Origin of the sequence: Rickettsiella endosymbiont of Xylota segnis, assembly GCF_964019545.1 — a bacterium.
In the GTDB taxonomy this organism is placed as follows: Bacteria; Pseudomonadota; Gammaproteobacteria; order Diplorickettsiales; family Diplorickettsiaceae; genus Aquirickettsiella.
In genome coordinates, this window is sequence record NZ_OZ026451.1 from 1462120 (window position 1) to 1477664 (window position 15545).

A 15545-nucleotide genomic window follows, 5' to 3' on the forward strand; every position below is an offset into this window, starting at 1 on the left:
ATTACTCCTTAATAATTTCATTGGGTTTTTTATCATTGCGTAATCCTTTAAAACTAGGATGACGTAAAACCCCCGCCCGCGTCCATTCAGTAAATTCTACTTCAACAACTATTTTAGGGAGAACCCAAGTCACTTGACCTAAAGATCGTGGCACAATCTTAAAAGGAGCCTTATTCGTTTTATATTTATTTAACAATTTTCTAATGCTTTTTAAAGAATTTTCGTTAAATCCAGTTCCCACTTTGCCACAATAAAGTAATTGACTTCTTTTGTCGTATATCGCTAGTACTAAGGAGGCAAAATGATGTCGGTTTCCATTTCCTGGAGTAAATCCTATGACTAAAAATTCTTGGCGTTTGCTACATTTTATTTTGAGCCAATTTCTATTCCTCCCTGATATATACGGGCTGAATTTATTTTTAGATACAATACCTTCCAGCCTTTTTTTACAGGCTTTTTTAAAAAAGATATTGCCGGCATTTCCATCGATGTGATTGCTAAATATTAATTTATTATTATTTAAAGGAATTAATTTTCTTAATAATTTTTTACGTTCTTCTAAAGCACAATGACTTAAATCTTTACCTTGGTAATAAATTAAGTCAAAAACAACATAACTTAATATGAATTTTTCCTTTTTATTGATAGAATTAGATAATAATTGAAAGTCAGATTTTTTTTTTCGATTTAAAGCAATAACTTCTCCGTCAAGAATCGCAGATTGTAAATTCAGTTTTTTAATTTCTAGTTGCAACTCTTTAAATTTTTCAGTCCAATCTTTTTGATTTCGAGTCAAAAACTTTATTTTTTTATCTTTAATAAAGCAAAGCAAACGATAGCCATCAAATTTCACTTCATGTAACCATTCATCTCCGATGGGTGGTTTTTTAACCAATGTGGCTAATTCCGGATGAATAGAATTAGGCATAGATTTTTTTTTGGCTTTGTCTAGTTCAACATTTTTTGAAATTTTAGTTAATTTAGATTTTTCAGGTAAATCTACTTGAAATTTTTTAGCTATTCCTTGCAAGGAGCGTCGGCTAAAGACGCTATTAGGTTTAGCTAGCGTAATATCATATTGCTGCTTGGATCGTGCATATTTATCATTTACTTTAATAAACAACCAATTTTTTGGATTAGTTTTGATTTGAACTAAATTCCAGGCTCCCTTTAATTTTTTACCTTTTAAAGTAAAGCTTAAATGACCTTTTTTATAAGCAAAATTTGCATCAGCATTTTCGCATACCCATGTACCTACATCCCACAGCATCACCGTGCCGCCACCATATTCACCTTTGGGAATGATTCCTTCAAATTTAGCATATTCAATAGGATGATCTTCAACATGTACCGCTAAACGCTTAATTGAACTATCTAAACTAGGTCCTTTGGGTATCGCCCAACTTTTTAAAACGCCATTTAATTCCAAACGGAGATCGTAATGCAAATGACTGGCGTCATGTTTTTGGATAATATAAATTAATTGCTTGTTTCTTTTTATGCTGCCATAGGGTTCTCTACTATGCTTAAAATTCCTTTTTTTACGATACTTTTGTAAAGACATAACCACCTACGACCGCTTTTTAGATGCTTTTTGTTTATTTCTTGCTAAGCTTTTTTTCAATAAATCCACAAAATCGATGACATTACTTTTCTTAAGCTTGGTTTTAGTTTTTTTGGAAGAAACTTTTTTATGGTGAATCTTGGCTTCTACCCATTTAGTTAAAGTTTCTCTAAATACATCGTGATAATCTTTAGGATTCCACTTACTAGCCATTCCATTAACTAATTGTTTAGCGATCTCTATTTCTTTTGCTGAAATTTTATAAGCCTTAACATTGGTTGAAGGAAATTCATACTCTGAAACTTTTCTAAGTTCCTGATGATATCTAAGCAGATTAAGCACTAATGCATTTTCATAGGGCATAAGCGCTGCTAAATATTCGCGGGTATGAATGATAACTTTAGAAATGCCAACCTTTTTAGTATCTTTTAAGATTTCACGCAATAAAACATAAGCTTTTTCACCCTTCTTATCTGGAACTAAATAATAAGGTTTTTCGTAATCCATGGTATTTATGCTATTTTTGTTAACAAAAGTAACAATATCAATAGTCTTAGAATGCTCACCTGAAATAGCTTTAATATCAGATTGCTTTAATATCAAGTAATTATTATCATCATATTCATATCCCTTAGCGATATCGGTCCAAGGCACTTCTTCACCCGTATGCTCATTGATTCGTACATAGCGAATTCGTGCTTTATCACGAGAATCAATTAATTTAAATTGGATATCAAATTTTTTTTCTGCTGGATATAAAATAACCGGTATGTTGACTAAACCAAATGTAATATATCCCTTCCAAATAGGTCTTGCCATTTAATGTCCCTACCAGATTGAAAATCAATTTCTATTATATATCTAGCACATATTTACGGAACTGAATTTAAATTGAACATTTTTCGATCAATTTATCTTAAGTTATACTTTTAATTACTACTAAATGTTCGAATATTGTCGTTCATCAGTATAACTAACTCAAATTTTGATATTTTTTCTGCAAAAAGCGTTAATTTAATTTTTTTTAATTTTTATCAATAATATTTAATAAAAAATAAATAAGGTTAAATGTTTATGCTACTTCATAGTGCTGCTAGTGTTGGAGATCCGGGGCTAGTTTCTCCCCTGAAAATAGCGCTGAAGTAAAGGCGCTAGGGGCATCACATAAGATTCGCTTGCTAGCAAAAACTATATCGACCAACAAAGCGAATTATTGGGCGGATATTGTTAAAAAAAATGGAAAAAAGCCTGACTTTAACAAACAGTATGAAAAAATATCAGATCATTGGGCGTAAAATCATAAAAATTATTTATTCGGCATTTACGATAATCAACTTATTAAAGTCTCTATACGTTTGTTATCTAAGACTTCTCAGAAATTGCCAACTCCAGATAAGGTAATGAATCAACAATAACTTTGCTACTTTGTTAAGCTCAATTACACAAAATATTAATTGCCTAATATTTAATTCAAAAAAGAAGTTAATCAAACAATTTTAGGTGTTATATTGTTGCCAGATTTATTGGTCGATTATTTTGTAGTGCATTACGGCAGTTAATTAAATAATCACTTAAATATCCAAAAAAAAATTTATTTTTTGTCTTTCTAACAAAATATATATACAAATTTTACCCCTTTAGTCAATCAATAATGTGTTAGATGGATTATAATAATCTAACATTTTTTTGGAAGGTGGAACCAAATGCCTATGGAAAAACAACAAAGCGTTACTTTTTATGATAATGCTTTAAAAAAAGCTAAAGATGAACATTATGAGTCTGAGAAAATTATTGTAATATTTGAGGGATGTAAAAAAAAAGGCATGTCCAACCTTATAGGTAAGCTTTACAATGCCTTTTCGGAAGAAATCGATGATAGTGTCCACTCTTATATGTTGAAATTCTATGCTTTAAAGGAAAGATTTGACAATGTAAAAGGACTCTATAAGAAATTGGTGAAAGAAGGTAAACGCACTACTTTGCTAGATAATACAATAATAAAAATTTATGAAGATGGAATAAAGAACGCGGATAATACTGGAAATGTTGCGCTTGCTAAGAAACTTTCGGATGAGCTCAATGCTCTTAAGAATCCACCACAAGAGAAACAATCACACGGAGGAAATAAAGTAAAAAAAAAGAAACAATCAAATTCCTTTTCTCCGCTTGCGCAATTAAAAGACTATGAACAAAAAAAAGAATATGAAAAAGCTTCTATTTTCTATATGCAAAATATAGAAGAAGGTCCGGATACGATTGAATGCGCCAACATTATGTTGAAAATCTATGCTAAACAGAAAAATCACGAGAAAGTCCAGTACTTATTTAAGCATCTAGATGATAAAAAATGGCTAAACTTAGATAGCTACCGGACTATGCTACCTATTATTCTCAATAGTCCCGCATGTTATGATTCTATCACTTCTACTTTACAACAGTTCAAGAAATCTATCACGGATACGGGTGATTTAGCCGAAGCTGTTTATTTTTATCATAGTTATATTGAGTACCTTCGCAGCCGCAACTCAATGGAAAACAAAAACGAAATGGATATTTTAGTATCCGAGTTAAACGAGTTATGTCTGCAACTAGATAAATGTGCAGATGCAAATAGCAATGTCTTGACCCTTTGTGCTGCGTGGTTGTTGAACCATTATTATCCTAAGAAATACAAAAAACAACTATTACCTGAGGACAGTTTACGTCATGAAGAAATAAGGAAATTTAATAAAGAAGTGTTTGAAAAATTAGATGGGAACGTAACCTTACACGTAACGCCTGAAGAAGATAACCAAGTTCATGTTATTAACCACAAAGGGGAACTAATTAAGAAAATTAAAAAAACTAATGCTATCTATGACCTATTAACGGATAAACGGTTTGGGAATTATGTCATCGTTGAGTTTCTCCACGCGGTTAAACCGAGTGAAATACCCTTAGTCATTAGCTATCAGGATAAAAAATATCGGACTGATATTATCGGTGGTCCCGGGCGCCGGCATAAGCATAAAAATGATCGTTGCAAGAAGTTAATTGCTATCCCAGAAAGTGCACTTACTTGGTTTTTAGATTGTTTTTCTGGGTTGCCTGAACGGGCCTATTATGGGCAACGCTGCCTAATACCAGAGAATCATTATTCAGGAAAGCAATTGGTCGGAAGATTCCATATTGGATTAGTTAATGATGGGTATGCTTGTGGTAAGTATGTTGTCTGCGATGGATTTGGTCTAATCAAAGAAAGTCTGGCTAAAAAACTAAATATTGATTTGAATATTCAATCAACTAAAAAAACATCTTCCTATTTACCTTTTCAAGCACTACAGACTATTCCTGTACATAAAACCCAATTTTTTGATCTGTTTCAGGAAAAAGGTAAGAAGGCAACAAATGGCTTGACTCATTTCATTGAAGAGGTTACTCAAATATTAAAAAATCCCTCACCAGAAAGTTCGAAAAAAAACACATGCGAAGATAATGTCTTAGCATCGCCAGATGAATTTTTTTATTTAACTAGTACAGGGGGAATTAAAACCACTCCCTATACGATTATTCCTACACTAGGTAATGATATTTTGCTTTCCCCAGGTGAATATAAAGATGGTGATGGGATAATAGTAGGCAAATCACCGTATTCTACTAAAAGTTTAAATACAGCTAAAGTTGTTTTTGATGAAGAATTATCTAAGAAAAAAGTTTTTCAGTATACTCTCGCTGGTTTTAGCCAAGAAGGGGCCTTCCATGCTATCTATGGACAATTCGAAATAGTACCCGATACAGAATGGACTAGTTTGCATGATTGTATTTTTCCCAAAACCGACAGAAAATTAAAGCCAAGTCAAAAATTAGCCGATAAACAGCAAACAGAATCTGAGGTGATAGAATCTGTCGAACTTCATGGTGTTCTTTGTGTAACAGGAAAACCCGTTCATCCGTTAATGAAAGTACCTATTACATTAGCTAAGGCGGATGGTAATGATTTTGATGGTGATATCTATGATGTAATGTTTGCTCACGATCATTCTGAATTCTATGCTTACCTTAAAAATAAACCTGCTTCTCATTATCCGAATGAAAAGTTTGAAAGAACTTATACGCATGAGGGAATAGGAACGCTCATTGATAAATTTCCAGATTTACAACGCGATTTAATAATTCCAGCAACGGAAATTTTAAACTCGATTTGTCAATTGACAGAGAAGGAATGCGAGCAGTTAGCGAACTATATTTGCTTTGATGAGACACATTATTTGGATAAGCCATTACCAGATGTGGACAGAAAAGTTTGTAACAATGATTTCAATCTTCTTTATTTAGAAATTCAGCAAATCATTCAACATGCACTTTCCGCAGATAAAATTCAGGTTAACCAATTGCTTTACTGGCGCTTACAAGTTTATCAAAGAGCACTTTACACACTTTTTCCCAACAAATTATCCGTCCCGTATGGACATACGTTCCAAACGAAATTGAATGGCATCTACACCGAATTAGTAAAGATAGGTCAAAGAATTAAAACTATGTACCCAAATAGCCATTGTAGACACTAAATCTGAATGGTCACAGTTGGTGGATAAATGGATTGGTCTTCTTACCCAATTCAAGAATTTAATACAGCCTATAACAGAGGCATCCGATAGCCCTAATATTGTGGGCAGAAATCAACAGCTATCACTAGCTAAGCTATCAGCTTTCTTCAAAGAACAGATAAGTAGTAGTTCAGAAACACAGCATTCGCAGTCGGAAACCAGAGAGAAGGAACCACAAGGTGAGTTCTCCCCTTCAAGTACAATGGGTTTATACTAACTATTCTTTTGGTGAAAACTTGTTTTGAAAAAAATATTGACGTGTTGAAACGAGGAAAAGTGAATTAGCCGTTGGCAGGCTAATTTCATAAAGAGGAAGTTACAAAAAGATATTCGTTTAATTCAGGTGTAATGTATTTTGAAGAGAAAGCATAAGCTTCTTGAACTAAAATGGTATGTTTTGCTTGCAGGATATGATTTACAATTTGACGAATACGATTCCCTGGGGTAAAGCAAGAGCTGATAGTTGGGCAGGAGAAATGAGAAGTTTTTAGACTTATTAAGCTTTTTGGTGCTGACTCTTGAGCACGAAGTACAACTGAATATGCCAATTATATATAACTGTTTCAAACTAAATTTTACAATACAATGAGGGTGCGAGTAAGTTTCTTGGCAGGTGCCAATGTGTGGCAACCTTCGACGAATCGGCGCTACTATAAGTCGCGTGTTACTAATAAATTTTGCGGGTACCAAGGCCAAAAATTTTTGTGAGTATAGCGACTCGTTTGTTAGTAACGCAAAGACCTGCCAACAAACGTTTATCACAAACTCTTTGATTGACTTCGAACTGGCTCTTCATCTTCTGACATTTGAGAAAAATCATTTTGCTCAGCTGATACCTGAAAAAAACCTCTAGTATTCTGGAGTATTCGGCCGCTGCGAGACTCTGCTAAAGCTTCAATTGGTTGTTGATAAGCATTTATTAAATCAGCCTTTAATTCAACATCTTGCCCAGCATTTACTAAACCTAAGAAATCTGAATTTTCTTTATTACTATTATAGATACTTTTGAATTCATCGAATAAACGATCAGTCACTTTGGGTTTTATTTCGTTCCAAATAATCTCGATACCCTCTTTTAAAAGCTGTTTGAGTAACGTTATAAAAGAGTGAAAATCTTCTTTTGTTTCATATTTAGAAAGTTTTTCTAGATAATTTTTCGCTTCTTCATATACTATAATAGGAAGTTTTTGTGCCGCTATTTCTTTTGTAATAAAGTTCAGTTCAACATCAGGATGCACTCCGCACAGTTTTTCCATCAGCTTATTAAACGTGCCAGCTGAGCAAATCGGTTTATCTTTTCCTTGGCTATCAACACCATTAGCAGTTATATTATAACCACGTTGTATCTCATACAATCCCTCAATAAATAGCTGATTTGCATCTTCTTTGCAACCTTGACGGTTATCATCGTCATGCCTAGCTAGGTACGATAATGCCAATAATTGCTTGACAGTTATTTTTGAATAGGGATCAGTAAAATCCAACTGCGAAATTCTTTCAATACAGTTTTTAGCGGCTTTATTTATAAGAATATCTGTTGGTAATTTTGAAATATCATCCTTTATTGTGCTAATAATTTCTTCGACTTTGTTTTCTGGCAACTTATCTTTATAGCGGGACATTAACTTAAGAGCAGATGTTGATACTGTCTGATGAATGCTCGCCGTATGTGTGCTTTGAATATTATTTATACGTTCGCCACCATTGACCAACAGCAAAAGAAATTGTTCTATACGGTGGATGGGATCTGGTAGTGATGCAAATCTAATTAATTCTTCAAAGGTTTCTTGCGTCAAAAAATCAGTGGGTATAATATCCCATAAGTGATTATTTCCCCATCTTTCTATTCTTAATGTGAGTAGAATATTAATATTCGGTTCCAAAAGTTGGGTAAAATTCTCCTGAATTAAAAGATTAGCATCTTCAAGCTTAGATAATGCTTTAACAAGACCAGAAAGATTACTGTGTTCTTTGACCGCAGTAAAATTCTTCTGAATTAAAAGATTAGCTTCTTCAAGCTTAGATAATACTTTAACAAGACCAGAAAGATTACTGTGTTCTTTGACCGCAGTAAAATTCTCCTGAATTAAAAGATTAGCTTCTTTAAGCTTAGATAATACTTTAACAAGACCAGAAAGATTACTGTGTTCTTTGACCGCAGTAAAATTCTCCTGCGTTGAAAGATTAACTTCTTCAAGCATAAGTAATACATCAACAAGAACTGAAGGATTCTTGTGCTCTGTGATAGCATTAAAATACTCTTGCGTTAAAAGATTAACTTCTTCAAGTTTAGATAATGCCTTGACAAGAGCATAAGGACTGCTGTGTTTTTTGGCGGCATTAATATTTTTCTCCGTTGAAAGATTAATTTTTTTAAGCTCAGATAATGCCTTGACAAGATCAGAAGGTTTTTTGTGTTCTTTGACGAGATTAATATTCTCCTGTGTTAAAAGATTAATTTTTTTAAGCTCAGATAATGCCTTGACAAGATCAGAAGGTTTTTTGTGTTCTTTGACGAGATTAATATTCTCCTGTGTTAAAAGATTAATTTTTTTAAGCTCAGATAATGCCATAACAAGATCAGAAGAGTTTTCGTGTTCTTTGAAGGCATTAATATTCTGCTCAGTCAAAAGATTAGCTTCTCTAAGCTTAGATAATACCTGGCTAAGTTCAACCGGATATTTGTATTCTTTGAAGACAGTAAAGTTCTCCTGCGTCAAAAGATTAGTCTCTTTAAGCTTAGATAATGCCATAACAAGGCCAGAAGAATTCTTGTGTTCTTTGACGGCAGTAAAATTCTCCTGAGTCAAAAGATTAGTCTCTTTAAGCGTAGATAATATCTCGACAAGTTTAGAAGGATAACTATGTTCTTTAACGGCAGTAAAGTTCTCCTGAGTCAAAAGATTAGTCTCTTTAAGCGTAGATAATATCTCGACAAGTTTAGAAGGATAACTATGTTCTTTAACGGCAGTAAAGTTCTCCTGAGTCAAAAGATTAGTCTCTTTAAGCAAGCGTAAAAACTGGGAAAGGACAATATGATCGTGTTTTTTGATGGCATTAAAATTCCCCTGCATTAAAAGATTAGCCCTTTTAAGCACAGATAATACTATGGCAAGGCCAGAAGGATTATTATGTTCTTTGGCGGTGGTTAAATTCTCTTGGGTTAAAAGCTTAGATTGATGAAGTACTTTTAAACATTTGGTTACTTCTTTAATATTTATGAAAGAAAAAATATCTTTATATACCCTATAAGATGCCTGTGATTCTTTAGGCATCTTAACAATAAAGCATGTCAAAACCCCCAGCTCATCAACTTTCTTAAGATCAAGCTTACGTAATTTTTTAATAACAGGGGCATCACCAAATAGCCTGCGCCATATTCCTTTTCGACGATCATACTCCCTTAAAGCTTCTTCTATTGTTGTTTGGAAAGTCATATAAAAAACTCTTTTAATGCTATTAATAATATATTAACAATCTAATATTAAGATAACATTAAAAATAATTTATTATAAAAATTTAATCAATCTAAAAAATGCTTATTAAATCAAATTCATATAATTTTTTCTTATATCAAGAAAATAAAAAATCTGAATAAAAAGAGTAATTTTAAAGATAAAATAAGTCTACTGTCCTTTAGAATAAGCCCTAGTTAGAATATTTTCCACCACTAAAGGCTATCGAACGAAGGAATTGTACATGAAGGTGTGCCGCCTAATCTCGTAAAAATGCTTACGCAACAATGCTGAATTTAGCTTATTTTTTAAATAAAACAATTAATCTCATCATGGGCTAACTTCCTTAACATGTTCTACGAATCTTTAATGTAGGATTCTTTTGAAGATGATAAAAACTTTGAAGCCTAACTAACTTATCTTGGCTTTGCATACCCATTGTTACCTTTTAATCTTTTATTTGAAACAGCTTTATGCATTCTCTAGATTCAGTGGTTTTGAATTATAGATTTATCTAAGTTTATTTTGAAATATCCAGTTGTTTCATTTGAAAGTGTATTGTAGACCCAATAGGTACATTAATTTATTGTTTTTTATCAGATCTTTGGAATAATTCGCAAGAGAATCGATTAGGAGTTCGGTATTTTCTTTATTGAATTGGGTGCGATATGGATCGAATTGAACTAAGATAGCGCCCGTTGAATCATTCACATCCAGATCATAAAATTCATAAGCTTTAGTTTTTAAGTAAAATAAGAAAAGTACATCGCTCATGATGTACCGTAATAACCATAATATCCGATTAATATTTTTGCTTCATAAGAAACTCAGCCATACCCGCTTTATGATCTTCTTCCAATTATCTCATCGGTAAATTATATCGAGAAAAAGTAAATTTTTTCCTTCATGTTGGTCATTAATGAGCGTGCGCCTTCCCAAAGCAAAGCCTGCTCTATCCTAAGTGGGATCATTTGCAAAATGGAACTTAACTATATGAATTGCAAAAAATTGGTGGCTGGTCTTTTTAAGAAACAGTGCAACGTCATGCGCATCTAAATAGTCAGCAACTTCAAGTTGCGGCCGGACGTGTATCTGGTACAAAATTGGTACATTACAATACTTAGATAAAAAACAAGGTTTTGAATGGTAAGATAAGTTATTGAAAAAAACAAGATTTACTGGTGCGCCCGGAGAGATTCGAACTCCCGACCACCAAGTTCGTAGCCTGGTACTCTATCCAGCTGAGCTACGGGCGCAATTCTAAAGAGTTGGGCATTCTACCAGTTTATGTTTTATCCAGCTAGCCTTGAATTAAAAAAGCTTATGTCAAATTTTATAAAAAATAAATTTACCTGTTCATAAGAATGAAGAATTGTTTATTGATTTAACAGGTGGTAAAAACAATGGAAAACAAAATTGCAGTGAAAACTAAACAAATAAAGTAATGTGTTAATTTAATTAGATTTTAGCTAAACCCATCTCAATTGAAGGACATGGCGGAGAGAGAGGGATTCGAACCCTCGATGGTTTTTACGCCATACTCCCTTAGCAGGGGAGCGCCTTCAGCCTCTCGGCCACCTCTCCGACGCTGAGGTTGGCGAGTATAGCACTACCTTAAGTTTTATAAAATAGTTGGTTATTCTTCACCGTCTTCTAACTCTCCTTCGTCAGAGTGTCCTTCCTGTTTTTGTTTTTCTTGTTGAATACGCTGATAAATTTCTTCTCGATGAACAGAAACTTCTTTAGGTGCGTTAATACCTAATCTTACTTGATGACCTTTAATGCCCAGTACCGTCACTGTCACATCGTCACCAATAATAAGTGTTTCTGCAATACGCCGTGTCAAAATAAGCATCTTTATGATTCTCCTTTAGTTGACTCATTAATCGACCATATGCAACACCTAATCAATTTCAATCTATTAGCAAAAAAAGATAGAAAAATTCACATACAGACATTTTGCGGAATTAGTCTACTAACAAAACCTTAAGGAAAGCTTAATACTATTTAAAAATACGTAAAATTCCGTAAAAATAAGATAGCAAAGCTAATTATTCTTCGCCTAAGCCAAAAACATGATGCAAAATCTGGACCCCTCGCACTATCTGGGCATCACTAACCATTAGAGAGACTCTTAACGCCGAGGATAAAGTTAAAATAACATTGATTCCTGCAGATTCAAGTGCTTGAAATAAAGTGTGAATGATTCCCGGATGAGAATGCAAACCTGTCCCAACCACAGAAAGCTTTGCCAGTTTATTATCACCAACTATAGATAGTGCGAATTTCTCCTTTACTAAGGTTTGGAGTAATTGTTTTGCTTGATGGTAGTCTGCTCTGGCCAAGGTAAATGTTATATCCATTTGTCTTGCAGAGATTTGTTGTTGGGTTAACATGTCAATTTCAATACGCGCATCATTCAGCAAGGAAAAAAAGTGCGACATGGCTTCTTTTTCAGCTGTTAAGCCATGAATAGTCAATTTTGCCTCGTGATGACTCGCAGTCACTCCTGTGATCTTGGCTCCTTCTACTGAAGATTCTTCTTTATCACCCTGGATTAATGTGCCTGTGCCAGTTTCAGAGCTTGATAAAACACGTAATGGAATCCGATATTTACTGGCCAGTTCGACTGCTCGATGTTGAATGACTTTCGCGCCAGCACGAGCGAACTCTGTCATTTCGATGAAACCAATCTGATCTAAGCGTTTAGCCTGAGGTACAAGATGAGGATCTGCCGTGTAGATACCATCTACATCCGTATAAATTTGACATTCGTCAGCTTTTAAAACAGCGGCTAAAGCCGCTGCAGTGGTATCCGAGCCCCCTCGCCCTAAAGTCGTCATATCACCAGAATCCGAAATTCCTTGGAAACCAGCAACGATAGGCACTCTACCTGCACCAATATCATTTCGTAATACTTCTTCTTTAATACTTAAAATACGAGCTTTTTTATGGTGACTATCCGTATAAATTGGAACATGAAAACTATTATAAGAGCGGGCTGGGCAACCTTGTGCCAGCAAAGCCATTGCTAATAACGCAGTTGCCGCTTGCTCTCCGGTTGCTAATAATAAATCGTATTCTCTCGAATCAGGTTCTTCGTTCAATATTTTAGCAAGAGAAATCAAACGATTGGTTTCACCTTCCATCGCAGAAACAACCACTACCAATTGATGTCCTTGTGCGCGAGTTTCAATAATTTTATTTGCAACCTGTTGAATTTTGTCGATACTTCCAACCGAGCTGCCGCCAAATTTTTGTACAATTAAAGCCATTGTGATGTTCTATTAATTAATTATTCAATTCTAAGCATAGTTGTCATTTAAGCGGGTCTCAACCCAATGTTTTACATTTTTTAAAGCCGCATCTAAGACTTCAGGTTTACCTCCTCCTGCTTGAGCAAAATCTGCACGTCCACCGCCACTACCTCCTATCGCAAGCGCTATATTATTAGCCAATTCACCCGCTTTTATTTTGTGGGTTAACTCTTTGCTGACACCAACCACTAATTGAACACGCTGTTGTTCAATACTAGCCAAAACAATGACGGCGGGTTTTAATTTGTTTTTAAGTTGATCTAATAAATGTCGTAATCCTGCTATATCAATCCCACTAATTTCACTGATTAATAACTTAATCCCTTGTATTTCGATCGCTTGAGAAATAAGCTCTTCTCCCATCATAGCGACTATGGACTGCTGTAAAGCGATAATCTGTTTTTGCAGAGCTTGCTTAGCTTCCATGTCCATACGCGCTTTTTCTAGTAAATTATCCTTAGAACTTTTGAAGAGCTTAGCAAGTTGATTAGTTTGTTCCTCTAAGGCCGCAATCCAATCTAGAGCATATTGTCCAGTCACGGCTTGAATGCGACGTATTCCTGCTGAAATTCCTATTTCTGCTGTTATTTTAAATAAACCAATATTACCGGTACGGGAAACATGTGTGCCTCCACATAATTCCTTGGAAAAAGAACCCATCGTCAACACACGTACTTTATCTGAATATTTCTCGCCAAACATCGCTAAAGCGCCAGTATTCTTTGCATCCTCCGTCGACATCTCTTCGGTAACAACCGATAAATTAGCTCGAATTTGTTGGTTAACACGATCTTCTATCAACTTTAGTTGTTCTATACTTAATGGATGGGTATGTGAAAAATCAAAACGTAAGCGTTCTGGTTCTACTAAAGAACCTTTCTGCGTCACATGCTCTCCTAAAACTTCTCTTAATGCTGCATGTAATAGATGAGTTGCAGAATGATTTAAGGTAATCGCACGACGTTTTTCAGCATCGACTTCTGCCTTCAATTTATCACCTTTTTTCAAATGACCTTTAATTAACTTACCTTTATGAAGAATGGATGTTCCTTCTTTAAACGTTTCAGTCACTAAAAAACGACTCGTTGAATTAACTAAATATCCCGTATCACCTACTTGTCCACCGCCCTCTGCATAGAAAGGGGTCTTAGTTAAGATAACAAAACCTTCTTCATTTTCGAATAATTCTTTTATAGATTGCTTGCCATCAAATAAATCCAAAATAGGAACAGCTGCTTGTTTTAATGCTTTATAACCAATAAACTCAGTAGCGTTTTTTTCAGTTAACGATAAACTCAGTGCAGATGCAAAACGACTTGCCAACTTAGATTGACTTCTTTGACGTTGCATTTCCTTCTCAAAACCTGCTATGTCTACGATTAGACCCTGTTCTCGAGCCATATCTGCTGTTAAATCCATGGGAAATCCATAAGTATCATACAAACGAAAAACTGCCGATCCTGGCAATTGTTTTTTGCCCTGCAACTTAGTTATTTCTTGTTCAAATAGCTTAATACCGTGGCTTAAGGTGCGAGCAAATTGTTGCTCTTCATGAAGCAAAATCTTTTCAATAAATTTTTGTTTTTTTGCTATTTGCGGATATGCTTGCAACATTTGCGCCGCTAAAGGTTTAACCAGTTGATAAAAAAAAGGGCGATCTAGACCTATTTTATGGCCATGTCGAATAGCCCTACGAATAATTCGACGTAGTACATAAGAACGTCCTTCATTACCAGGATTAACCCCATCACTGACTAAAAAAGCACAAGCACGAATATGATCTGCGATAACGCGTACTGAGGTATTGGTAAAATCAGTTATTGATGCTTGCTTAGCAACTACCTTTATCAAAGGTTGAAACAGATCCGTATCATAATTATTTGTGACTCCCTGCATAACTGCCGCTAACCTTTCTAAACCCATACCGGTATCCACTGAAGGTTTTGGTAAAAGAGTAAGTTCTCCATCTAAGGAACGTTGAAACTGCATAAAGACTAAGTTCCAGATTTCAACATATCTATCCCCATCCGCGGTTGGTGTACCTGGAGGCCCACCAGAGATATTGGGCCCATGGTCAAAAAAGATTTCAGAGCATGGACCACAAGGGCCAGTATCTCCCATAGACCAAAAATTATCTTGTTTCCCACAACGAGAAAAACGTTTAGGATCGATTTTAATCTCGTTTAACCAAATCGATGCCGCTTCTTCATCTTCGACAAATACCGTAATCCATAATTTTTCCGGGGAAAGATTTAACTCCTCAGTCAAAAACTTCCAACTATAAAGAATAGCCTCACGCTTAAAATAATCCCCAAAGCTGAAATTTCCTAACATCTCAAAAAAGGTATGATGCCTAGCGGTATAACCTACATTTTCAAGGTCATTATGTTTGCCGCCAGCCCGCATACATCGTTGTATACTCACTGCACGAGAATAAGGTCTCGTTTCTAGACCCAAAAAAACATCCTTAAAGGGCACCATGCCAGCATTAGTAAATAACAAACTCGGATCATGGGCAGGAATTAAGGAAGCGGAGGGAACAATCGTATGACCCTGACTTTTAAAATAGTTAAGAAATAGTTCGCGTAGGGCATTGCTATTCATGTAGGGCTCTTCAATGCAA

Annotated in this window: 8 protein-coding genes and 2 tRNA genes; 1 reads left to right on the forward strand and 9 read right to left on the reverse strand. The window is 34.8% G+C overall.

All coding sequences use genetic code 11. The features are described 5' to 3' along the window. Position 1: 1 nt before the first annotated feature. Together ligD and AACL18_RS06620 are read right to left on the reverse strand one after the other, a co-directional pair. Positions 2–1564: a non-homologous end-joining DNA ligase gene (gene ligD, locus AACL18_RS06615; RefSeq protein WP_339050133.1), complete on the reverse strand. Its 1563-nt coding sequence runs from the start codon at positions 1562–1564 to the stop codon at positions 2–4. A gap of 6 nt (positions 1565–1570) precedes the next feature. Further along, entirely contained in the window at positions 1571–2383 is an 813-nt protein-coding gene (locus tag AACL18_RS06620) for a Ku protein (protein WP_339050134.1), read from the reverse strand. Between the two features lie 884 nt (positions 2384–3267). Between AACL18_RS06620 and AACL18_RS06625 the strand changes: the two genes are divergently transcribed. Next, a complete protein-coding gene (locus tag AACL18_RS06625) occupies positions 3268–6111 on the forward strand; it encodes a hypothetical protein (RefSeq protein WP_339050135.1) in 2844 nt (947 codons plus the stop codon). 797 nt (positions 6112–6908) lie between these two features. Here AACL18_RS06625 and AACL18_RS06630 read toward each other — a convergent pair. From AACL18_RS06630 to alaS, 7 genes are all read right to left on the reverse strand, one after another. Next, positions 6909–9587: a hypothetical protein gene (locus tag AACL18_RS06630; protein WP_339050136.1), complete on the reverse strand. Its 2679-nt coding sequence runs from the start codon at positions 9585–9587 to the stop codon at positions 6909–6911. 561 nt (positions 9588–10148) lie between these two features. Then, entirely contained in the window at positions 10149–10379 is a 231-nt protein-coding gene (locus tag AACL18_RS06635) for a hypothetical protein (RefSeq protein ID WP_339050137.1), read from the reverse strand. A 405-nt stretch (positions 10380–10784) separates the two neighbouring features. Then, positions 10785–10861: transfer RNA gene (locus tag AACL18_RS06640), tRNA-Arg, on the reverse strand. Positions 10862–11099: 238 nt separating this feature from the next. Continuing rightward, a tRNA-Ser gene (locus AACL18_RS06645) sits at positions 11100–11189 on the reverse strand. 52 nt (positions 11190–11241) lie between these two features. After that, entirely contained in the window at positions 11242–11460 is a 219-nt protein-coding gene (gene csrA / locus AACL18_RS06650) for a carbon storage regulator CsrA (RefSeq protein WP_339050138.1), read from the reverse strand. A 196-nt stretch (positions 11461–11656) separates the two neighbouring features. Further along, positions 11657–12880 carry an aspartate kinase gene (locus AACL18_RS06655; protein WP_339050139.1) on the reverse strand — a complete coding sequence of 408 codons (1224 nt, stop codon included), beginning with the start codon at positions 12878–12880 and terminating at the stop codon, positions 11657–11659. A 30-nt stretch (positions 12881–12910) separates the two neighbouring features. Further along, a complete protein-coding gene (gene alaS / locus AACL18_RS06660; RefSeq protein ID WP_339050141.1) occupies positions 12911–15526 on the reverse strand; it encodes an alanine--tRNA ligase in 2616 nt (871 codons plus the stop codon). Positions 15527–15545: the final 19 nt, after the last annotated feature.

Excerpts from the sequence above, each read along its gene's own strand:
- ligD (WP_339050133.1), bottom strand. The coding sequence starts at position 1,564 with ATGTCTTTACAAAAGTATCGTAAAAAAAGGAATTTTAAGCATAGTAGA.
- AACL18_RS06620 (WP_339050134.1), bottom strand. The coding sequence starts at position 2,383 with ATGGCAAGACCTATTTGGAAGGGATATATTACATTTGGTTTAGTCAAC.
- AACL18_RS06625 (WP_339050135.1), top strand. The coding sequence starts at position 3,268 with ATGCCTATGGAAAAACAACAAAGCGTTACTTTTTATGATAATGCTTTA.
- AACL18_RS06630 (WP_339050136.1), bottom strand. The coding sequence starts at position 9,587 with ATGACTTTCCAAACAACAATAGAAGAAGCTTTAAGGGAGTATGATCGT.
- AACL18_RS06635 (WP_339050137.1), bottom strand. The coding sequence starts at position 10,379 with ATGAGCGATGTACTTTTCTTATTTTACTTAAAAACTAAAGCTTATGAA.
- csrA (WP_339050138.1), bottom strand. The coding sequence starts at position 11,460 with ATGCTTATTTTGACACGGCGTATTGCAGAAACACTTATTATTGGTGAC.
- AACL18_RS06655 (WP_339050139.1), bottom strand. The coding sequence starts at position 12,880 with ATGGCTTTAATTGTACAAAAATTTGGCGGCAGCTCGGTTGGAAGTATC.
- alaS (WP_339050141.1), bottom strand. The coding sequence starts at position 15,526 with ATGAATAGCAATGCCCTACGCGAACTATTTCTTAACTATTTTAAAAGT.